Annotated in this window: 23 protein-coding genes; 6 read left to right on the forward strand and 17 right to left on the reverse strand. The window is 59.5% G+C overall.

Translation table 11 applies throughout. The features are described from left to right. Positions 1 to 132 precede the first annotated feature (132 nt). The 3 genes from QDT79_RS19935 to QDT79_RS19945 all read left to right on the forward strand — a co-directional run bounded on the left by QDT79_RS19935 (position 133) and on the right by QDT79_RS19945 (position 3,117). Positions 133 to 2,526, forward strand: coding sequence for a glucose/quinate/shikimate family membrane-bound PQQ-dependent dehydrogenase (locus QDT79_RS19935; protein WP_308316960.1), 2,394 nt, complete (start codon positions 133 to 135; stop codon positions 2,524 to 2,526). 229 nt (positions 2,527 to 2,755) lie between these two features. Next, on the forward strand, positions 2,756 to 2,941 hold the full coding sequence (locus QDT79_RS19940) for a hypothetical protein (RefSeq protein ID WP_063990423.1): 186 nt from the start codon (positions 2,756 to 2,758) through the stop codon (positions 2,939 to 2,941). Next, positions 2,938 to 3,117 carry a hypothetical protein gene (locus tag QDT79_RS19945; protein WP_063990424.1) on the forward strand — a complete coding sequence of 60 codons (180 nt, stop codon included), beginning with the start codon at positions 2,938 to 2,940 and terminating at the stop codon, positions 3,115 to 3,117. Before QDT79_RS19940 ends, QDT79_RS19945 begins: the two co-directional genes overlap by 4 nt. A gap of 33 nt (positions 3,118 to 3,150) precedes the next feature. Here QDT79_RS19945 and QDT79_RS19950 read toward each other — a convergent pair whose 3' ends face one another. The 10 genes from QDT79_RS19950 to QDT79_RS19995 all read right to left on the reverse strand — a co-directional run bounded on the left by QDT79_RS19950 (position 3,151) and on the right by QDT79_RS19995 (position 11,562). Beyond that, a complete protein-coding gene (locus QDT79_RS19950) occupies positions 3,151 to 3,759 on the reverse strand; it encodes a helix-turn-helix transcriptional regulator (protein WP_308316961.1) in 609 nt (202 codons plus the stop codon). A 121-nt stretch (positions 3,760 to 3,880) separates the two neighbouring features. Then, positions 3,881 to 4,702 carry an MrpH family fimbial adhesin gene (locus tag QDT79_RS19955; RefSeq protein ID WP_233221865.1) on the reverse strand — a complete coding sequence of 274 codons (822 nt, stop codon included), beginning with the start codon at positions 4,700 to 4,702 and terminating at the stop codon, positions 3,881 to 3,883. Between the two features lie 73 nt (positions 4,703 to 4,775). Further along, positions 4,776 to 5,318 (reverse strand): fimbrial protein, encoded by a 543-nt coding sequence (locus QDT79_RS19960; RefSeq protein WP_130017218.1) that lies wholly within the window; start codon positions 5,316 to 5,318, stop codon positions 4,776 to 4,778. 14 nt (positions 5,319 to 5,332) lie between these two features. Beyond that, positions 5,333 to 5,824, reverse strand: a complete 492-nt coding sequence (locus QDT79_RS19965; protein ID WP_063990427.1) for a fimbrial protein — start codon at positions 5,822 to 5,824, stop codon at positions 5,333 to 5,335. 15 nt (positions 5,825 to 5,839) lie between these two features. Then, positions 5,840 to 6,334 carry a fimbrial protein gene (locus QDT79_RS19970; protein ID WP_063990428.1) on the reverse strand — a complete coding sequence of 165 codons (495 nt, stop codon included), beginning with the start codon at positions 6,332 to 6,334 and terminating at the stop codon, positions 5,840 to 5,842. Positions 6,335 to 6,343: 9 nt separating this feature from the next. Further along, a complete protein-coding gene (locus QDT79_RS19975) occupies positions 6,344 to 6,973 on the reverse strand; it encodes a fimbrial protein (RefSeq protein ID WP_209007969.1) in 630 nt (209 codons plus the stop codon). Positions 6,974 to 7,021: 48 nt separating this feature from the next. Further along, a complete protein-coding gene (locus QDT79_RS19980) occupies positions 7,022 to 7,780 on the reverse strand; it encodes a fimbria/pilus periplasmic chaperone (protein ID WP_033635126.1) in 759 nt (252 codons plus the stop codon). 33 nt (positions 7,781 to 7,813) lie between these two features. Continuing rightward, positions 7,814 to 10,339 (reverse strand): outer membrane usher protein, encoded by a 2,526-nt coding sequence (locus QDT79_RS19985; RefSeq protein ID WP_063990429.1) that lies wholly within the window; start codon positions 10,337 to 10,339, stop codon positions 7,814 to 7,816. Positions 10,340 to 10,400: 61 nt separating this feature from the next. Then, positions 10,401 to 10,946, reverse strand: coding sequence for a fimbrial protein (locus QDT79_RS19990; RefSeq protein ID WP_107226592.1), 546 nt, complete (start codon positions 10,944 to 10,946; stop codon positions 10,401 to 10,403). A 91-nt stretch (positions 10,947 to 11,037) separates the two neighbouring features. Continuing rightward, on the reverse strand, positions 11,038 to 11,562 hold the full coding sequence (locus tag QDT79_RS19995; RefSeq protein ID WP_033635129.1) for a fimbrial protein: 525 nt from the start codon (positions 11,560 to 11,562) through the stop codon (positions 11,038 to 11,040). 559 nt (positions 11,563 to 12,121) lie between these two features. Here QDT79_RS19995 and QDT79_RS20000 point away from each other — a divergent pair. Together QDT79_RS20000 and QDT79_RS20005 are read left to right on the forward strand one after the other, a co-directional pair. After that, the gene (locus tag QDT79_RS20000) at positions 12,122 to 12,325 is read left to right on the forward strand and encodes a hypothetical protein (RefSeq protein ID WP_130017216.1); all 204 of its coding nucleotides are present in this window, start codon (positions 12,122 to 12,124) and stop codon (positions 12,323 to 12,325) included. Between the two features lie 11 nt (positions 12,326 to 12,336). Further along, positions 12,337 to 12,609, forward strand: a complete 273-nt coding sequence (locus QDT79_RS20005; RefSeq protein ID WP_063990430.1) for a FaeA/PapI family transcriptional regulator — start codon at positions 12,337 to 12,339, stop codon at positions 12,607 to 12,609. A 62-nt stretch (positions 12,610 to 12,671) separates the two neighbouring features. Here the strand turns inward: QDT79_RS20005 and QDT79_RS20010 are convergent, their stop codons facing one another. The 3 genes from QDT79_RS20010 to QDT79_RS20020 form a co-directional block, all read right to left on the reverse strand. Next, positions 12,672 to 14,105 (reverse strand): EmmdR/YeeO family multidrug/toxin efflux MATE transporter, encoded by a 1,434-nt coding sequence (locus QDT79_RS20010; protein ID WP_308316962.1) that lies wholly within the window; start codon positions 14,103 to 14,105, stop codon positions 12,672 to 12,674. Positions 14,106 to 14,219: 114 nt separating this feature from the next. Next, positions 14,220 to 14,615: a type II secretion system pilot lipoprotein GspS gene (gene gspS, locus QDT79_RS20015; protein ID WP_308316963.1), complete on the reverse strand. Its 396-nt coding sequence runs from the start codon at positions 14,613 to 14,615 to the stop codon at positions 14,220 to 14,222. A gap of 76 nt (positions 14,616 to 14,691) precedes the next feature. After that, positions 14,692 to 14,892, reverse strand: a complete 201-nt coding sequence (locus QDT79_RS20020; protein WP_016927170.1) for a hypothetical protein — start codon at positions 14,890 to 14,892, stop codon at positions 14,692 to 14,694. A 217-nt stretch (positions 14,893 to 15,109) separates the two neighbouring features. On the opposite strand from QDT79_RS20020, the gene QDT79_RS20025 reads away from it, so the two are divergent. Then, positions 15,110 to 15,544, forward strand: coding sequence for a DoxX family protein (locus tag QDT79_RS20025; RefSeq protein WP_063990433.1), 435 nt, complete (start codon positions 15,110 to 15,112; stop codon positions 15,542 to 15,544). A 57-nt stretch (positions 15,545 to 15,601) separates the two neighbouring features. Here QDT79_RS20025 and QDT79_RS20030 read toward each other — a convergent pair whose 3' ends face one another. The 4 genes from QDT79_RS20030 to QDT79_RS20045 all read right to left on the reverse strand — a co-directional run bounded on the left by QDT79_RS20030 (position 15,602) and on the right by QDT79_RS20045 (position 20,860). Beyond that, positions 15,602 to 16,234, reverse strand: coding sequence for an ECs1377 family protein (locus tag QDT79_RS20030; RefSeq protein ID WP_063990434.1), 633 nt, complete (start codon positions 16,232 to 16,234; stop codon positions 15,602 to 15,604). Positions 16,235 to 16,396: 162 nt separating this feature from the next. Further along, a complete protein-coding gene (locus QDT79_RS20035; RefSeq protein WP_233221866.1) occupies positions 16,397 to 18,031 on the reverse strand; it encodes a cyclic peptide export ABC transporter in 1,635 nt (544 codons plus the stop codon). Positions 18,032 to 18,042: 11 nt separating this feature from the next. Next, positions 18,043 to 20,028, reverse strand: a complete 1,986-nt coding sequence (gene fhuB / locus QDT79_RS20040; RefSeq protein WP_107226456.1) for a Fe(3+)-hydroxamate ABC transporter permease FhuB — start codon at positions 20,026 to 20,028, stop codon at positions 18,043 to 18,045. Then, positions 20,021 to 20,860 (reverse strand): iron-siderophore ABC transporter substrate-binding protein, encoded by an 840-nt coding sequence (locus QDT79_RS20045; RefSeq protein WP_308316965.1) that lies wholly within the window; start codon positions 20,858 to 20,860, stop codon positions 20,021 to 20,023. The genes fhuB and QDT79_RS20045 overlap by 8 nt, the downstream gene beginning before the upstream one ends. Between the last annotated feature and the right edge of the window lie 6 nt (positions 20,861 to 20,866).

A 20,866-nucleotide genomic window follows, 5' to 3' on the forward strand; every position in this document is an offset into this window, starting at 1 on the left:
GGTTAAAAGACGGGATGGGTTTTACGTCACCCTAGCGGCTTCCCGCTGAAATATTAGGGAGAAACCGCGTGTTTTTTCCGATTTGGCTTAATCTCTAAATCGGGGACTTTCATTTTTGGTAAGGGTATTGCTATGCAAAATAAAGCGTCACTATCGCCGCTTATCGTCATAACGGCGCTGTTTGCCGCCCTGAGCGGGCTTTATCTGCTCGGCGGCGGCATTTGGCTGGCCAAATTGGGCGGTTCGCTGTATTACATCATCGCCGGGCTGGTGCTGCTGGCGACCTCTTGGCTGCTGTTCCGCCGCCGCGCCACCGCGCTGCTGCTGTACGCGGTGTTCCTGCTGGGCACCACCGTTTGGGCCCTGTGGGAAGTCGGCCCGGACTTCTGGGCGTTGACGCCGCGCCTGGACGTCACCTTCTTCTTCGGCCTGTGGCTGGTGCTGCCGTTTATCTACCGTAAGCTGGTCGCCAACGGCAAGTTCGCCTATGGTGCGCTGAGCGCGGCGCTGGTCATCACCGTCATCGCGCTGGCCTATGCCGTATTCAACGATCCGCAAGAGATCAACGGCACCCTCGACGCCGCACAGGTACAGCCGAAAGACGCCACCGGCGCCGACTGGCCGGCCTATGGCCGCACCCAGGAAGGCACCCGTTACTCGCCGCTGAGCCAGATCAACGACAAAAACGTTGGCCAGCTGCAAGAGGTTTGGCGTTTCCAGACCGGCGATCTGAAGACCGCCAACGATCCGGGTGAGATCACCAACGAAGTCACGCCGATCAAGATCCGCGATACCCTTTACATGTGTACGCCGCACCAGAAGCTGTTTGCGCTGGATGCCGCCACCGGTAAAGAAAAATGGAAGTTTGATCCGCAGCTGAAGTACAACCCGACCTTCCAGCACATCACCTGCCGCGGCGTGTCTTACCACGAAACCGCTGCCGCCGCAGAGGCTGCCGGCAACGCCGCAGAGGCTGCCGGCAACGCCGCACCGGCGATGTGCGCACGCCGCATCATTCTGCCGGTCAACGACGGCCGCCTGTTCGCGCTGGACGCCGAAACCGGTAAACCGTGCCCGGACTTCGCCAACAACGGCGAGCTGAACCTGCAGAGCAACATGCCGTATGCGACGCCGGGCCACTACGAGCCGACTTCACCGCCGGTGATCACCGATAACGTGATCGTCGTCGCCGGTGCCGTGACCGACAACTACTCCAACCGTGAGCCTTCCGGCGTGATCCGCGGCTTCGACGTCAACAGCGGCAAGCTGCTGTGGGCCTTCGATCCGGGTGCGAAAGATCCGAACGCCATCCCGGCGGACGAGCATCACTTCGTGCCGAACTCGCCGAACTCCTGGGCGCCGGCCGCCTATGACGCCAAGCTGAATATCGTCTATCTGCCGATGGGCGTCGCCACGCCGGACATCTGGGGCGGCAACCGCACCCCGGAAATGGAGCGCTACGCCAGCGGCCTGCTGGCGCTGAACGCCTCCACCGGCAAACTGGTCTGGTTCTATCAGACGGTCCACCACGACCTGTGGGATATGGACGTGCCTGCACAGCCGACCCTGGCGGACATTACCGACAAGAGCGGTAAAAAAGTGCCGGTCATCTACGTACCGACCAAAACCGGCAACATCTTCGTGCTGAACCGCACCAACGGCGAACTGGTGGTGCCGGCGCCGGAGAAACCGGTACCGCAGGGCCCGGCCAAAGGCGATCGCCTGTCGCCGACCCAACCGTTCTCCGAGCTGACCTTCCGTCCTGAGAAAAAACTGACCGGTGCGGACATGTGGGGCGCGACCATCTATGACCAACTGGTCTGCCGCGTGATGTTCCACAGCCTGCGCTATGAAGGCACCTTCACCCCGCCATCCGAGCAGGGCACGCTGGTGTTCCCGGGTAACCTGGGCATGTTCGAATGGGGCGGCCTGGCCGTCGATACCGATCGCGAAATCGCCATCGCCAACCCGATCGCGCTGCCGTTCGTGTCCAAACTGATCCCGCGCGGCCCAGGCAACCCGATTGAGCCGCCGGAAGGCGACAAAGGCGGCAGCGGCACCGAATCCGGTGTACAGCCGCAATATGGCGTACCGTTCGGCGTTACCCTGAACCCGTTCTTGTCACCGTTCGGCCTGCCGTGCAAACAGCCGGCCTGGGGTTACATTTCCGCCGTGGATCTGAAAACCAACGACATCGTGTGGAAAAAACGCATCGGCACCGTGCGCGACAGCTCACCGCTGCCGTTGCCGTTCAAAATGGGCATGCCGATGCTGGGCGGTCCGGTGACCACCGCCGGTAACGTGTTCTTCATCGGCGCCACCGCTGACAACTATCTGCGCGCCTTCAGCGTGACCAACGGTGAAAAACTGTGGGAAGCGCGCTTGCCGGCCGGCGGCCAGGCGACGCCGATGACCTATGAGGCCAACGGCAAGCAGTACGTGCTGATCTACGCCGGCGGCCACGGTTCCTTCGGCACCAAGCTGGGCGACTACGTGGTCGCTTACGCGCTGCCCGATCAGAAGTAACCACCGCCGTTAGTACCCCGCAAAGCACGCCGCAAGGCGTGCTTTTTCTTTTTACGCCCCGCCTAATGCGCCGCCCGCAATACCCTTAATTTTTTCATTTTCATTATTGATAATAATTATCATTCGCAATATTATAAGTGCGTGGCCCCGGCAGTGGCCCGCAATCCTTCTCCACCTTAATGGGCAATACGGCAGTCGGCCGCCTGCGGGCGGCCCTATTCGGAGGCGCATGGTCGACCACACGCAAAGACACCAAAAGAAGATCCTGCAAGCGGCGGTGAAGACGCGGCGCGCCGGCCTGCCGTTCGAGCCGCCTGCCCTCGTCAATTCGCCCTTTGTCGGGCTTCCCCTTCAAACAGAGGCCGTGCTGGTACACCTGATCGGCCAAGATGACTCACAGGAGCCACCGGAATGAATGTGCAGCCTTTTACCGCCATGCTGATGTTCGCCTACGTGCTGCTGATGGTGCCGCTGCTCTACGTCATCGACAGCCGGCTGAGCGCCAGCAGGTTGGTGCGCAAAGCCACGCAAAACGTCATCATCATCGCGTTGACGCTGTTGTTTTTCAGCGCGATGACCCTGCTGTATTGACGCCGCAGCGGCTCAGGCGCCTGAGCCGCGCCCTCACGGCCGCTCTACGGTTTTCAACCCGCCCATTCGCAGCCAGTGGTAGAGATCCACGTTGCGTTTGAAACCCAGTTTTCTCATCGCCGCCTGTTTGTGATTGCTGACGGTTTTCACGCTCAGGTGCAGGTTGCGCGCGATGGTGGTCTGCGGCAATTCGCAGGCCAGATAGCGCATCACGTCCTGCTCACGACGGGTAATGCGCTGCCGTTCACACCAATGACACCGGCGCGCTTCACCGCCGTACGCTCGCGCCGCCATCCCCGTCAGTGCGAGGTCCAGCTGTCCGACTACGCTGCCAGGTGAGTCATTGCGGAAGATCACCCCCGCTTCGCTGATGCATCGCGGCTTATCGCGCCAGCGAGTATCGCCCGGCTCACGCAGCGCAAAGTTGATCGGTCGGCTGCCGCTCACTGAACACAGGCAGAAACGCGCCTGCCAGTCTCGCTCCACGGACTGGAACACCATATCCGCCCGGTGCGCCTGTGCGGCGTCCAGCAGTTGAACCCGCATACCTCGGCGCGAAAAATACGCCAGCAGCAGCCGCTGCAATCCTTCGATAAAGAAACGGTCATTATCGATAAACGCCAGAGTGATGGTGCTTTCCATCGGCACACTCCCTTTGAAATAATCCTTCCCGGCCGCCGCCGAGCGTGAGTCATCCCCCCGATGGCGGGCGACTCAACGGCATAACGCGGTATCGCGACGGCGCGCGGCGCGGGTAATGCGGCTACGGCAGCGCCAGAATGGCGACCGATTGGCCCGAGTAATCACCCGCTTTGACCGTTCCGGTCACGCCGAGCGTTGAAGTGACCGGCAACGTGATGCCGCTCGTGTCGGCAGTGAACGGATACCCCTGATTGCCCAACACGCCATTGATGCGCAGCGTGCTGTAGACGCCCGAGTTGTTGCCCAGATCCAAACGGCCGTTGCTACCGGTGCGGATATACATGACGATATTCATCTTCTGCGAACACACCACCCGCAGACTGCCGCGCGCGGTATTGCCCGCCAGTTCAGTGTCCTGCAGCACCCCATGGTTCAAATCGAGCTGCTGCTCATCAATGCCGCACACCCCGACCGGCGGCGGCGCGATGCCGCAGACGCTGCTGGGCATCAGGCGCGCATTGCTTCCCGTTACCGCGGAACCGGAGCGCGTGTTGTAAAACAACCCGACGCACTCCTGAGTGATCGACTCCCCCACGTGCGAAGTGCTCCCCTGTATCGGCAACGGATAGATGCTTTGATAAAAACGGCTGAGCTCGCCCATCGTCGCCAATTGAGTAATTTGCGGATAACGCGTCGAGCCGACAACGTAGGCAGACGGTGACACCGAAGATGTGCCCCCGGTGTTGGTGCTGGTATGCCGGTGGTTAATGCCGATGGCGCAATTTGCCTGCTGATAGCAGGGATTGGGCGACAGGTCGTCCATATCCCAGCTTTCAAGCACGAACTTATAGCTAGCGTTGGAGGGAGAGCCGGTGCTTTGGGTGACGTACGAATAGATTTGTGCCGAGCACAGCCCCGGCACCAGGCCAAGCAGTAGAGACATCCATCTGAAGTGAGCACGCTGCATCGCGTCAGGTCCTTATTCTGTTTTGCCAAATACCGGGCCGGCCCGGCGTTTATTGATAGTCCAGGTTGAAAGTCGCAATGGCGTTGAACGCGCCCCGACCAATGGTCTTCTTCGCCAGCGCCTCCGGTTCGCCCCGCACGTAAGCCTGCACAGCGATTACCGTACTGCCGTTCTGCAACGGGTACTTGCCGCCGGCGCTGTTGAGCGGCAATGGCTGCCCTTGCGCGGTTTCCATACCGATGGCGATCCCGCTGGCCTCGCTGCTCGCCGCCAGCGCCAACAGCCCCGGCAACTGCGGGTTTTCCTCGCCCTTGAAGGTGATCGACACCGTTTTTCCCAGGCTCAGATCGCATTCGGACAGCCGCAGCGCGAACGGTTGGCTCAACGTGCGCTGGTTCAAGTACAGGTATTTGTCGACCACGGTGCCGAAATCCAGTTGGATATCTTCGTCGCCCGGCTGAATGACACAGGGCTCCGCCACCAGCGCGCCGTGCATATACAGATTGTCCGCCGCACGCGCCATGCCGCTCGCGCCCAGTGAAAACAGCAACAGCCCCGCCGTCGCCCAGCGGCGTCTTGGCGTCATTTTCATACGTGTTCCCTCCTTCACTGGTAGTCAGCCTGCAGGGTCGCAGTGGCGTCGAACGCCCCTTCCGTCAAGGTTTCCCCCGCCTTGCTGACCGGCACCGCTTCCAGCACCGGCGGCTTGAGCGGATCGATGGGCAGCGAACTGCCCACTTTGAATGGCGCGGCATTTTGGTAAATGCGAATGCCCAGATAACGGTGGTTGGTTTGCACCGCCGCCTCATCGAAAGACGTCGCCGTGCCGTTCAGGCTCAACATCATGTCCCACTTGCCGATCCCCGGCTCGCAGGTAATGCGATAGCCGATGGTTTGCCGGTAATTCACGCCGTCGACCTTATTGATACCGACGCGATCGCCGAAATCCACATCGATCACGCCATCATCGTTGATGGTGCAGGGCGGCGGCTCAATCAGCGTGCCGCGGAACTGCATATCGACCGTTTTATCCGCCCATGCGAAGTGGCACACCACGCCGGCGCACAGCAGCACGCTCGCCGTTAAACGCTGTTTCATGCTCTCGCTCCTGCGTTACTGATAGTCCACTTTCATCGTCGCGCCGGCGGTGAATTCGCCCGCCGTCAGTTTGGCAGCGGCCGATTTCACCGGCACCGCCTCAAGCGTCGGCGTGACGGGATAGGTAAAATTCAACCACTGATTGATCGGCCAGCGGCCTCCCCCGTGAAGCAGCGCGATACCCAGTCCGTCCTGGCTGGTGCGCAACAATTGACCGTCGAAACCGGCAGCCGCCCCCTGAACCTGCAATTTGAGAGCGTTGCTGCTCTGCCCGTTGCACGTCAGCGTATAGTTCACCGGCCGCCGATAGTTGTTGCCGTCGATCCGGGTGGTCATCACTTCATCGCCGAAATTCACCTCGATTGGCTGCCCACCGTTGATGATGCAGGGGGGCGAAAGCACGGTGACCCGGACGTTTACCAGGGTGTTCGCCTTAGCCGACAGTTGAATCAGCGCCAACAGCCCCACCAGCCAGATCGCCGTTCGGCTTCGTTTCATCTTCTGCGCCATCTCGCCGCCTCAGTCATAACTCAGCCTAAAATCCACCGCCGCCCGATAAGCGCCGGCCATCAACGGTGCCGCGGTTCGCTCCGGCGCGACGGTGTAGCTCAAGGTATTCTGCCCCGGCGTCAGCATCAGCGGCTCACCGCGGCTGCCCAGGCGAACGTCGCGGCCGCGGCCGTCCAGCAGGCGCAGCCCCAGACCAGAAACGCCCTGCGCTTTCACCAACTGTGGATTGTCCATATCCGTCGGCGCGCCGAAGCTGACCGTCACCGCCGGCTGGTTCGGCGCCCAGGTCAGCGCGCCGGTGCGCGCATCGCGCTGGCTGGTCGAGGCGCGCAGACAATCCTGCAAGCGCAGCTCGAACGCCACCGGCAGCCCGCGATCGCCGGCCTGCCGCAAGCGTGCGGTGCCGGTTTCCCCCAGCCAAATATCCTGCCGCGCGCTGGTCATCTCCAACCGACAGGCACTCTCCGTCAGCGCGCCGCGCACCTGCAACACGCCGTTGGCGCCTTCCACCTGCCAGTTGTCGGCCGCGACGGCTTTCGGCAATAGCAGCGGCAACATCAGCGCCAGGCCGCCCATCGCGGCGTAATAGCGCCATTCGCAGCGCTGCGGCAGGCTGTCCTTTTTCAGTTTTCGTTTCATCCTTTGCACCTGAGTCACTCTCCCGTCGATAACGGCCTGAACAGAGGGTTATGAAGCCGGTTTCTTTTCCGGCACCACTTTGCAACTGCCGCCGCTGCAGCTGAAACTGAGCTGCGGCCGGCCGCCGTAGTCGTTGATATAGGTCAGCACCGGGCTGCCGCCCAGGGCCGCCGCGCTCACGGTCAGCCGCGCATTGCTCTTGGGCGCGATCATGAAGGGCTCGAAACCCTGCGCGCCTTCGCCGTGCTTTTTGCTCCCGGCATCGACAATGGTGATGTAATAAGGGGTCGGGTTATTGACCTGATAGCCGTCTCCCTGGCGCGTCAGTGTCAGTTGCTCTTGCCACGGCGTCGCCATGTCGGCGCGGCTCGGCACAATCGCCGTCGGCCGGTAAAACAGCTTGATACGCGTTTGCAGCGCGATCTGCAGCGTGTTCGGTTTGTCGCTCTTCGGCGGGATCTCGCGCAAATTGAAGTAGTACAGACTCTCGCGATCCTGTGGCAGCTGCTTGGCCGCCGGCAGCGCCTGAATCTTTATCTGGCTAGGTTTGCCCGGCTCGATGCGCTGCACCGGCGGCAGCACTACCAGCGGGCTCTGAATCTTGTTGCCCTGCTCGTCCTCCAGCCACCCCTGCGCCAGATACGGCAGCTGTTTGTTCTGGTTGCTGAGGTTCAGGCTGACCGAGCTCTGGCCGCCGTCAAAGATCACCCGGGTGCGATCGAGCGCGATCGCCGCCGATGCCTGCTGCGACATCGCTGTGCTCAACAGGGCGATCGCCGCCGCGGTCTTCAGGGAAATGTTCTGCATGTTGTCGATTACTCCAGATTCAGAATGATGAATTTATTCAGCCGGGGCGAGCGGCCGGCAAGGCAGCAGCAATGTGCGCATCAGCATGTCGGTCGGCAGCGAAGACGGCAGCTGTATTTGGCACTGTGCGGCGCCATTCCAGTGGACCGTCATGGTTTCACCGGCGTTGATGCCGCTCAGGTAGACGCTGCCGCCGTCGTTGACGATGCCGGTTTCCTGTTTGCGGGCGTTCAGCACCGTAGCGCCGAACGGCGGCGTACTGCCGTCCGCCAGTTTGACGATCGCCATTGCCTTCTCACCGGCTATCACATCGAACTTGCGGTAGCCAATCGCCCCTTCGGTCAGGGTGGCCTGCACCACCGATCGGGTGGCCTCGGCGTTGTCTCCCAGCTTGTTCAGATCGATGCTGGCCTTGTTGCGGTAATAGCTATTGACGTCCGCCACCACCGCCTTGCCGAAGCGGTTGGTGCTCACGGTGCTGCCGTAGCCGCGCACCGGTACCCCGGCTACGCCGTTGGTGTCCAGCAACAAGCGCGTACCGCCCATAACGGTAGAGCGATGCAGCGCGCCGCCTTCCTGCGTGACGGTCATCCCTCCCTGCGCGGACAGGCCAACGGCGCTGTAGCGACCGGCCTGATAGCTGGCGTTGGCGCTCAGACGCGCCACGTCGCCCTCGTGGTTGTAGTAGCCGTTCAAATTGGCGCCGCTACGCGCGCTGCCGGCGCTCACCTGATAGTTGTTGTGTTCGTCGACGCGGTTGTAGTACCCCACGCGATGAGTGTTGTCGTTGCGATTCACCGTGGTGTTGTAGCTGAGAGTGGCACCATTGCCCCACGGCATTGACAGCGACAGATACATGCCGTCGTCGTTGGTCTCGTTGTAACGGTTGCGATAAGCCGACAACGACAGGCTTAGGTTTTTGAAGTCGCCGATGTCGAAATAGCGCGACGCCGTCAGGCTGTAACGGTCATTGGCCGGGCGATCCCAATAAGTCTGATGGTTGTAGTTGAGGTAAGTGCTCAACCCCCAGTCGCGGAACTGCTTGTTAAAGGTGATGGTGTACATCTCCTTGTTGTTGCCGACCCGATTACCGTAATAACGCGCGTCGAGGTATTCGCTCATGCTCATGTAGTCTTCTTCCGAGAAACGGTAGCCGGCGAAGGTGACCTGGCTGTCCAACTCATCGAAGGTTTTCGAATAGCTCACCCGGTAAGAACCGCCGCTCAGCGTTTTTTCCTGCTGCGGCAGGCGCGCCCGCGATTGAGTGGCGTCGAACGACAGCGCGCCGAACATCATCAGATCGCGCCCCACGCCCAGCGAAAGGGCGTTATAATCGCCGCCCGCCAACGCGCCGCCATACAACGACCAGCCGTTGCTGATGCCCCATGAGAATTCGCCGGTGCCAAACAGCGGCCCGCGAGAGTGGTGTTGCCAGTCGGACGGCTTGCCCGCCGCCAGTTTGAAACGCCACGAGCCCGGGCGGGTCAGATACGGAATGCTGGCGGTGTTCATCTTGAACGCCTGTATGCTGCCGTCTTGTTCTTCCACCCTCACATCCAACTCGCCGGAGATGGCGTCATTGATGTCCTGAATACGGAACGGCCCCGCCGCCACCTGGGTTTCATAGATCACCCGCCCCTGCTGACTGATGGTCACCTTGGCGTTGGTTTTGGCCACGCCGACCACCTCTGGCGCATAGCCGCGCAGGTTGGGCGGCAGCATATTGTCGTCGGAGACCAGACTCGCGCCTGAAAAACGGAAGCTCTCGAAAATGCCCGAATCCAAATAATCTTCACCCAGCGTCAGGCGCGAACGCAGCGCGGGGATGGCGCGATAGGCGTAATAGCGGCTCCAGTCCAACTTCTTATCGGTAGGCTGCCCGACACCGGTTTGATGGTTGAGCTGCCCCTGCCAGTCGGCGCGCAGACGCCAGGCGCCGAGGTTGGCGCCGGCGGTACCGTTGCCGCTGACGCTATACTCGCGAGTGCCCTCCTTTTGCTGATGCCGGCTTTGAGCATTGAGGTTGTAGTCGAACAACAACCCCGGAATACCCTCATCCCAGCGCGACGGCGGATCCCAGTCTTCCGAGCTGTACTCCATGTAAGCCTGCGGCACGCTCAGATAGATCGCAGCCGTCGCAAGATCGCCGCGCGACTCCATGCCCTTAAGGCTGGATTCGTCCAGACACTCACCCTGATGCCACCAGCTGAGCGATCGCATCATCTCTTGCTTCAGCCCCAATTGTTCGACCAACGCTTTGGTGATGCAGGCCCGGCTGCCGTCCGGATCGTTGTCCGGCGGATAAAACGATATTTTTTGCTCCGGTAGTTCGTTTTTATTGATATGAACCACCATGCTGTAACTCCCCGGCATAATGTAGCCGCTGCGGGAAAATTGGCTTAGGTCGATATTTTTCCGATCGTTAACATCCAGAATGTCAGTATTAAATTGAATACCGTCTTCAGCGTAAACACGCGTTGATGAACTTCCCAGCGCTAGCGTGATACATAACCCCAAAACCTGAAATCGAAATAGCTTCCCAGCAGGTGATAACATCATATCCCTAACCTTTATCGTATATTTCCGTCGTTGCGGCCCACCGTAAGCCGTAATAAAAAATTCAGTAATAATCCAGCTTGAAGCGCACCGCAGAAAAATAGCTCCCGGCATGTAGCGGTTGATTATTGGCAACCAGCTTGATGGAATAGTTGAGCGACATGCTTCCTGGTGAAATATCGCCACGCGGCAAAGGCACACCGGGCGCCACGATATTCCCTTGGCCATCGGATATTTGCAGCGCCACACCCTTCGCGTCTCCGCGCACGCCGAATAACTCGCCATCGGCATCGCCGTCAAAAACAACCTGGAATTGCTTCCAGTCAGGCAAGTTGGGCTTTGGCCGTTCAAACGTGCAGTTGATTAATTCGATGGTGAATGGGCGCGTATTGCCCTGTCCATCGCGCGCGATATTTCCCAGCGGCAACACATCCATATCGATAGTCTGATCGCGACTGCCGGCGGCAATGGCGCAAGCGGTATCGATAATGGCTCCTTGCATATTCACTCGCCCCCATCCCTGAACCTTGGGAGCAGCCTGAGTGGCCGGAATAACTAGCATGGTCATCAATATGCAAGGAGACACTAAATGGTAAATAAACCGGTTCATTAAATACCCCTGACAAATACCCTTCATCCTGGGAAAATGCATGCGGGGTATCCCGCATGCATAAAAGACGTCACGCCAATGGCGATGAGACTTATTGGTAAGCCAGTTTGAAATCGGCTACGGCGGTAAAATCACCTGGAACCACGGTGGCGGAAGCGCCGTCACCCTGCAGGTAAGCCGCGAAGCGCAGCGTGTTGTTGCCGTCGTTCAACGTCTGAGGAGCCGTTGCGGTGCCCAGTTTGATCGGATTGCTCGCCATGTCGGTAATGGCGATGCTGGCGCCGCTGGCGGTACCGATGATGCCCAGCAGATCTGGGTTCGCGGCGGAAGCCTTGCCGTCAAAAGTGGTGGTGACGGTTTTCAGCGTGGAGGTGTCGCACTGTTCCAGTTTAATATCGAACTGACGCGGCGCTGATTTGCCGCCATTTTTCAGCGCGACATTGGAAATCTGCCCCATTTCCACAGTTTGATCGACCGACTCAGGCGCAATAGAGCAAGGAGCATCAATAATAGAACCGGTAAAAGTCACTTTGCCATGACCCTGATCGGCGGCATTCGCCAGAGAAGACACGCCAAACGCCAGAACAGTTGCCAGCATGATTTTGTTCAGTTTCATAATTCACTTATTCCTTTAATATTGTGTAAAAAGCGCAGGATTGCTCCCGTTCCTTTAACAGCCATTTATACATTCCAGAATGAATAACGGTATTACTCATCGCCAAAAAGAAAGACGTCGCAATTGTGAAATCGCGACTATCAATTCATTGCCACCCAATCAGGGTTATAAACGAATAGCTAAGCAGGAAAAAGAAAAACACGCTTAAATAAAGATCGTCTAAAAACTTACCCTTCAGAGATATTTAAAATAAGTTCCCTCTTACCCGCTCATTTTGGCCTGGTTATTCTTACAAAAACACTCACACCTTGGAAAGTCATTTTAATCAAAACCAATAAATACAAAATATAAGCCCAAAAACCACGAGACGAATATATTTTTGCGAGACAACAGATCGTAAAATCAATAACACCAGTCAATTGTATCGAAAAACATATTTTCCACGACATTAATGATCGCCATTTTGCCGTTTGCGTTATAATGCGTCGGAAAAGAGAAGGAAGACTTAACAATCCGAACAGGTGAAACCAGGCTCGGAAGTACACCATGGAGAAAAACAATGAAATACAGCCAATACACACAGCCGGCCGGGACCCCGGTAACAGAATTCTCCATCCAGTCCCTTGCGCGCCACCGGGTTATAGCGGCGGAAATATCAGGTTCAGACGGCCGTCTGGGAATAGCTCAGGAGCGTCTTGTCGGCAACCAGCGCTATTCTCTGACCCATCTTTTACCGCTATATCAAAACTCACCTGAAGTTTAAGGGAGGCTTACATGGCAAAACGGACTTCAAAACAACAAGAATTGCAAAACCTGCAGCAACATTTACTCACGACGCTACACAACCTGTGCCCTTCAGCCATGGAAACGCCGCCGCCGCCCCCCGGCGAATGGCCCACCACGCGCCAATTGGCCGAGTCCAACGACTTGACGATTTATCAGGCGCGCAATTTGCTGCTGAGCCTGGCGAGCAAGGGAAAAGTGCTGGTCACCCAAGGCCCTGTCAATAACTCACTGCGCTGGTATCCTTCGACTCACCACTCCTGACGACGCCATTTTCTTGCCGGCGGCCGTTCAATCGGCGCCGGTAGTTCCCCGATAATACACGGTTAACCTTTCCCCTCTCGCCTCACCCGCGGATATTTCCACAGCCAGCGCCCGCTGACCATGCGCCAGTAAAACAAAGCGCCACGCACCGCCCAATCGAGGAACATCCCCAGCCAGACGCCCACCACGCCCATGCCCAGTTCGATGCCCAGCACATAGCCGGCCACCACTCGGCATCCCCACATGCCCAGCATCGTCACCCACATGGCAAAGCGGGCGTCGCGCGCCCCTTTCAGCCCGGCGGGCAATACCCAGGAAGCGGCCCAGATCGGCATAAAGGCGGCGTTGAGCCAAATCAGGGTTTTCACCACCGTTTTTACGTCATCCTGCGAGGTATAGAACGCGGCGAAGACGCCGGCCAGCGGCGCCGTGCCCCAGGCGATGGCGGTCAACCCGAGGGTCGACAACCAGAAAATATGGCGCAGCTGCCGCTCCGCCTGACCGATCTCGCCTTTACCGAGCCGCCGGCCTACGATGATGGTCGAGGCCGAGCCCAGCGCGTTGCCCGGCAAATTGATCAGCGAAGCGATAGAAAAAGCGATGAAATTGCCGGCGATCACGTTGGTGCCCATGCCGGCGACGAACACTTGCGTCAACAGCTTGCCACCGTTGAACAGCACCGATTCGACGCTGGCGGGAATGCCGATCCCCAGCACCTCCCACAGGATGCTCATCTTCAGCGGCGTGAAATAGCTTTTCAGCGTGATGTGCAGTGCCGGGTTAAAACCGATCGACAGCACATAGAGAATGGCGATGGCGCCGATATAGCGTGAAATCGTCAGCCCCAGCCCGGCGCCGATGAAGCCCAGCCCGTGCCAGCCCAGCATGCCGTAAATCAGGATGCTACTGATGATGATATTGAGGATATTCATGCCGCCGTTGATCAGCAGCGGGATCTTAGTATTGCCCGCGCCGCGCAGGGCGCCGCTGCCGATCAGCGCAATTGCCGCCGCCGGGTAGCTCCACACCGTGGTCTGCAGGTAAGAGAGCGCCAGCGCTTTCACCTCCGGTGAGGCCTCGCCGGCGATCACATCGATGATCGGCTCACCCGCCAGATGAATGCCCGCCGCCAACAGCACCGCCACGCCGGTCATCAAGACCAGCGACTGGCGCGCCGCCGCCCTCGCCCGCCGGCGATCGCGCTTGCCGAGGCTGAAGGCCACCACCACGGTGGTGCCGAGATCTATCGCGGCGAAAAAGGCGATGATCACCATGTTAAAGCTGTCCGCCAGCCCCACCCCGGCCATCGCCTCTTTGCCTAGCCAGCTCACCAGAAAGGTGCTCACCACCCCCATCAACAGAACGCAAGCGTTCTCCAGAAAGATCGGCACCGCCAGCGGCGTGATTTCGCGCCAGAACAACACGCGGTAGCTTTTCCGTTTGGCGTACCAGGGCGTATTTTCCACGCGCTGACGCAGTGCGGCATACAGGTTCAAGGTGGGCTCGATGGATGAAAGTGAAACATCATTTCAAATGATGAGCGATAAATCGTTATCCTGCAAAGAATTTTTGGGCGCCCGCGGCGAGCGCCCGACAGGCTTACCGCAACGCTACTCCATGTAGTCTTCCTGATCGGCCTGCGCCGCCGCGATAAAGCGCGCGGTGCTGCGGCTGAGCGTGGTGCATTTGTCCGTCAGCAGCTGATTATCCTGTTGCAAAGTCAGGTAACGCGCCTGGGTGAGTGCCGGCAACTGCCGATACCCTGCCGCATGCGTATCCCAGCCGCGATACTGCGCCGCACGCATCGCGGTGCGTTGCAATTTCACATCGTCCGGCACTTCACTGCGCCCGCAGTCCACGCGCAGGAAGTGCCCGCCGGCCAACATCAGCGTGATGTGATCCAACTGCGCCTGCAGGGGCGGCGCCGGTTGATGCGCCGTCTGCTGACAACCCGCAAGCAGCAACGCCACCGCGCCGCAAAGAGACGTGCGAAACAGAGTAGACATGGGTGCTCCCGGAAACCTGTGGGTGATGCAATGATCTTAGGTGAGCGGATGCCAGGCGGCAAGGCGGGCAGCACGCTTAGCGCCGGCCGCTGCTGACCTTGGTGGCGCGGGCAGGGTTGCCGGCGACGAATTCCAACGTGGGGGAATAGTAAAACGGCAGCCAAGCGTTATAGCCGCTCTCCCACTCCCATTTGACCGGGCAGGGCCACAGCATGTCTTCATGCAGGATGTAATAAATCCACCGCCCGGGCGGACGGCGCGGTTTGCGCATTTTCATAGCGAGTACGGCGGCCTGATGGCGTGCGATAAGGTGAACTGCTGCATTTTACCGCGATTTGAGTCGCGGGGACAGCCTGCGTTGCCGCGCGAAGCGCCCGCTAAACCTCACCCGGTAATTCGGCGTAAAGCCCGCCGTTTTACTGATCCAGGACATCTTTCGCATTCACCTGGCTGGTACATTGATTGAAAATCATTCCTATTCAGGAGAAAAGGCCATGGTTAAATCACTGAATGCGGCATTCACTCGTCTTTTTGATCGCCCGGACGCCGGCAAGTTGGCGCTCAGATTGACCTTCGGCGGGCTGATGCTGTTTCACGGCGTGGCGAAAATTCAGCATGGCGTCGGCTGGATCGCCGGCGCGCTGCAGGAACAGGGGCTGCCCGCCTTCATCGCCTATGGCGTGTACGTGGGCGAGATCCTGGCGCCGATACTGATCATTTTGGGGCTGTTCACCCGCCCCGCCGCGCTGGTTTACGCCTTGACGCTGGTGGTGGCGTTTCTGATGGTCGGTACCGGTAAGGTGTTCAGCGTCACTGACGTCGGCGCCTGGGGCATTGAAAACGAACTGGTGTTCTTTATGGGCGGGCTTGCCATCCTGCTGCTGGGCAGCGGGAAATACGCGATTGCGCGCAATGAAGCCTATCGATAAGCGGTACCATTATTAAGGAGGTTCCTGATGTGAACCTCCTCTCTGCTGAAACGACAACTAACTCTCGGCCAGGCGGTACACCGGGACCTTGCGCGTGGTGCCGGTCAGGGTGTCGAAGATCTCCGTTTCCGCCGTCACGATCGCCATGCCGGTTTTTCTTAGCCTGCGCACCTCGGCGGCAATGCGCTGGATGCCGAACCAGAACAATCCGTCCAGCGCCGTTACCGGCAGCCCTTGCTCCAGCGCCAGTCTGAGTCGCTCACGCGGCGCCTTGAGCGCTTTGGCGATTTCCCGGTAAGGCAGCGCATCCACGCCCGACGCAGATGTTCGGTGAATACGGGTCGACAGGCCGTATTGGAAAGCCTCAGGTACGCCGCTCAAATCGCTTTTCAGGCTGTAGACACAGCCGAAACGCTTGCCGTTGAACACCACATTCTTCTGGCTGAGCGGCATCTCATCGCGTATTCCGGCGATCAGCTGCGGCGCCCGCACCAGCAATAAGCGAAACGGCAGTTCAAAACTGGTCACGTAGTCCACGTTGAGCAGCGCAATGCGCAGACGCTCTTCCGCCCCGGCCTGCGTCTCGCGGCACTCGTTCAGCACCTCGCTCCACTGGTGCGCGAGCCTGGGGGCCTCATCCAACGGCGCGAAATGGTATTTCTCGATGTGATAGTCGATTCTTTCGTTCATGTCCGTTGGTCCCCGCGTCAGTCATCATTGCCATCAGCAAATTACCTTACCCGCGGGCAACAGTACACTATCACCGCATTCACTTTCCTGAGGAAAGCCGGGGCGAATCATCAAGCATGAGGGAAAAAAGCCAAATATCTCGCTGGGTGAAAACGATGAGCATCATGACGGCGCGCCACTCATCGATGGGACCACCTGCCCCGATTCCAGCTTGATGATGCGATCCGCAAGGTAGAAATAGCGATCATCGTGAGTAATCGCAATGACCGTTTTGCCTTCGGCCTTCAGCATCGGCAAGAGTTCAAGGTAAAACACCGCCTTAAACTCAGGATCCTGATCGGCGGCCCACTCATCAAACAGATAAACCGGGCGCTCTTCCAACCACGCCTGCAGTAAAGCCAGCCGTTTTCTCTGCCCCTGAGAGAGCGCAATTGTTGAAAAACGGCCGTGGGCAAAACTGACTTTATGACTTAACTTCAGCAGGCGCAGTAGATGTTCGACCTGCTTTTGTGTGCGCTCAGTGACGAACACCACATCGTCAAAAAGAAAGAAGTCGTTGAACACCACCGAAAAATGCCGACGGTACATCTCCAAAAGATCGTCGCTGATCGGCTCGCCGTTAAGCAAAATCGCGCCGTTATCGGGAGGATAAATTCCCACCAGTAGATTCGCCAACGTCGTCTTGCCGCTGCCGTTGCCGCCGACGATAAAAATGAGTTCACCGGGTGCAATGTGCATATTCAGCGGGCCAAGGGTGAAATGTTCCCCTTCTTCGTTCTGATATTGGTAATGGACATTATCCAACGCCAACGAAGCAAAAGGGGGAGGCGTAAAATGGCGCTGCGGAACGTCGGGCCTGAGTTGCTCGCGCAGCGACTGTACCCGCTGCATGGCCACTCTCGCGCCAGCCAGGGTGGGCAAGGCGGATAACAGCCCTTCGACCGGCACAATCATATACAGAAACACCATGATATAGCCGGTAAGCGCCCGCTCGTCCAAAGCCAGTCCGTCGCGCAAGCTAAACAGCACCAGGCCGATGAAAGCGAAAAACAGCGCGCTTCCCCAACTACTCGCCAAACCGTACAACACGTAACCGCGGGTTCTCTCCCGGCGAACCGCGTCAATATTTTGCGCCAGTTCACCGCTGACGAATTGACGGCGGCGCACCGCGTTAAGTCGAAACTCTCTCGCACCGTCAAACAATTTTTTGCATTGCTGAATCAGCGTATCTTCGCGCTGACGCGATCGGCGCAACAAACGCATCGCGGGGCCGTGCGCGGCGCGGTAGCCCAGGCTGCCGCAGACAATCACCGCCAATGCCAGCGCCAGTACGCTCAATGACAGGCTGCCAAGGTAAACCAGACAGCCAACGATAACGGCACCGAAAATCAGCAGATTGGGCAGGTTGACGAAAAACACCACCAGCGTATCGAGATCTTGTGTCAGCACCGACAGCGTTTTTGCCATCCCCGCTTTTTCCAACAGCAGCCAGCGCGTTTCGCTGACGTCTTGCACCAGTTCGCTGCGCAAGCGTGCCTTCACCTTTTGTCCCAGCGCCATAAACGTGGTTTGAGAAACCACGCGCGTCGCCAACATCAACAGCGTCAGTAACGCAAAATCGCCTCCCGGACTCAGCCATGACGTCTCATTGGATTGCGCCAGACCATGATTGATCATCGCCAGCAAAGAGGCATTGCACAGCCCGCTGGCGACACCGGCGACCACGGCGAGCAGTAGCCAACCGCGCACCATACGAAACAACATCATCAATACCGACATGCTGAATTCCTTGCTCATACTCACACTTTTTATGGTTTTGACTGGAAAGTCTTATTACGAATTAACGGCCATACCAGTAGGGGGACGCCGATCAGCGATGCCACCAACCCGACCGGCAGCTGGCGCGGGTAGAGGGCATTGCGCCCCAGCCAGTCGGCAACGGTCATGATGGCGGATGACAACAGCGCGGCGGTGTAAAGCTGCATCAGCGGCCCTTTCGCACCCATCTTGCGCGCCAGATGCGGCCCCAGCAGACCGATGAAAGACACCGGGCCGACCAGCAACGTCGCCAGCCCGGTCATGACTGCCGCCATAGCCAGCACGCTGAAACGTGCGCGCGGCAATGGCACACCGAGCGCGCCAGCGACGTTGCCCATCGGCAACAGCACCAGCCAGCGGCGGAACAGCGGCATCAGCGCCAGGAGAACCAGCGTGATGACAAACACGCCTTCGGCCAACGACGCGCCGACGTAATAGGTACTGCCCGTCATCAGCGGCAACAACACCGCACTTGCGGCAAGATTGTTGAGCATCACGATGCTGACCGCTGCCTGGCATAGCGCATTCAGCGCCAAACCATTGAGCAATACCCGCTGCGGATTAAAGTCGCTTCGACGGCTGTTCCACAACGTCAGCAACAGGCTTATCAGCGCGCCCCCCAGGCTACTCGCCAACAGCCAGCCACTGCCGCCAGCGGGAAGCAAAAACACAAAGGCCGTAACGCCCATGGCCGCACCACCGCCGATACCCAGCACTTCCGGGCTGGCGAGCGGATTCCCGCTCACCCGCTGCATCAACACGCCGGCCCCTGCCAGCAGCGCACCGGCGCTCACCGCCGCCAGCAGGCGTGGCAATCGCAATGGCAGCAGGTTCGCCAGTTCCCCTCTTTCCACCCAGTGCCAATGCTGCAATCCGTGGCCGAAACATAAAGAGACCACGATCCCCACAGCCAGAACGCCGGCCGACAACCAGATGAACCGTCGTTGATGCGAGCCCTGCGACACCGGCAACGGCGGCGCAAGATCGATGCTTTGCTGCCGTGCAAAACGCGCCAGCAGCATCAGCAACGGGCCGCCGGTCAGGGCGGTCAGCATACCGACGGGCAGCAGTTGGCCGCTCTCCAGCGACACGCGAGAGACGCAAAGATCGGTCAGCCATAGGAGGCCCGCACCGATGAGTGCCGTATGCAACACCATTTGCCGGGATGTTCGCGCGCCGCCAAAGCGCGCCAGATGAGGCGCTGCGAGCCCCAAAAAACCGATGACGCCGACCGCGTTAATGATGAGGGCGCTCATGGTCAGCGCCAGCAGCACCGCGGCGGCACGGATGCGCACCGGCGATGCGCCGAGGCTGCTGACCACGGTTTCCGGCAGTTGCAGCAGTTCAAGCGGGCGCAGCAAGAACAACAGGCTCACTACGCAGACGGCGAGCCACGGCAACATCCGCAGCAGAATTTGCCCGTCTTCCACCGCCAGCGAACCGCCTCCCCACATCAGCACCTGAAGTAAAAAGCGATCGTTGATAATGGCGATCAGCAAGGTCAGCGCCCCGCACCACAAATTGATCATGATGCCCGCCTGCACCATCGCCAGCGGCGACATACGCTGACGCCAGCTGAGCGCCAGCGCGCACGCCAGCGCCGCAATCTCACCGGCAATCACCACGGCGGTGCGCGCGCCGACCAGCAGCGACGGCAACCACAACGATGCCAGCCCCATCGCCAACGTCGCCCCGGCGGTCATGCCGAGCGTCATCGGCTCCGCCAACGGATTGCGCAGCGCACGCTGCATTAACCAGCCGCACAGCCCCAGCGTCGCGCCCCCCACCATCGCCATACCCTGACGCGGCAACCACATGCTATGCAGGATAATGGCCGCCGGGTCGAGATTATGATCGGAGAACAACGCGACAATGCCGCCCTGCCGATGAATATCGGCCAGCGCCAACGGCAACGACGTCAGCCACAACGCGGCGATTACCCCCCAGGAAAGACGGCGGGAGAAAGACTCATGCATCACGCCACCTCATCATCATCCCGGTAAAAATATCGGCAAAGCGCCCGGCGGTTATCAGGGCGCCGGCATCGCTGATGTTTTCTTCTATCAGGTTCAGGTTGTGCGCAGCAGTCAGCGGCAGACGTTGCCACAGCGGGCTTTGGCGCCATTGAGACACCGACTCCCGCTGATCGTCAGGCGTCAACAGCATCAGCCGCGCATTCAGATCGGCGATGCGGGTCAGCTCCACCAGTACGCTGCCTTCCGCTCCCGCGCCGCCATGCCATCCGTTGCGCAGCCCGCAGAGGGCCAATACGTCGCCGGGAAGGCTGGCTGCGGTGTATACCCGCAGGTGCAGCGCATCTACCGGGGCGGCGAGCAGCGTCGGCCGTTCAACCTGCCGCGCCAGCAGCGAGGCGCGGCTCAGCTTGCCGTTCAGACTGGTCAATATCTGCGCGGCCTGAGGCTGCCGCTGAAGCCGTTCGCCCAATTGCCGGGCAGCGCTGATGAATTCTGCCAGCCCATGAGCCGGCAGCGTGATCGTCGGGGCGATGCGTTCCAGCGCCGGCTTCAGCAACGCATGCTGCGGCGTGATGACAATCGCGTCCGGCCGCAGTGCGTACAGCGTTTCCAGATTGGGCTGGAACAGCAGGCCGAGATCCAACGCCGACGCAGGTAGCACAGGCGTCGGGATCAGCTTACGATACCAATCCGGCGCCGAGACGCCCGCCGGAGTCACCCCCAGCGCCAACAGAATTTCCGTCAGTCCCCAATCCAACACGGCCAGCTTTTGCGGCGGCTGGCCGACGTCGGCCCGCGCGTAAAGCGGGGCCAACAGGAGAGCGGTCAACAACCTGCG

The organism is Serratia marcescens (assembly GCF_029846115.1).
In the GTDB taxonomy this organism is placed as follows: Bacteria; Pseudomonadota; Gammaproteobacteria; order Enterobacterales; family Enterobacteriaceae; genus Serratia; species Serratia marcescens_L.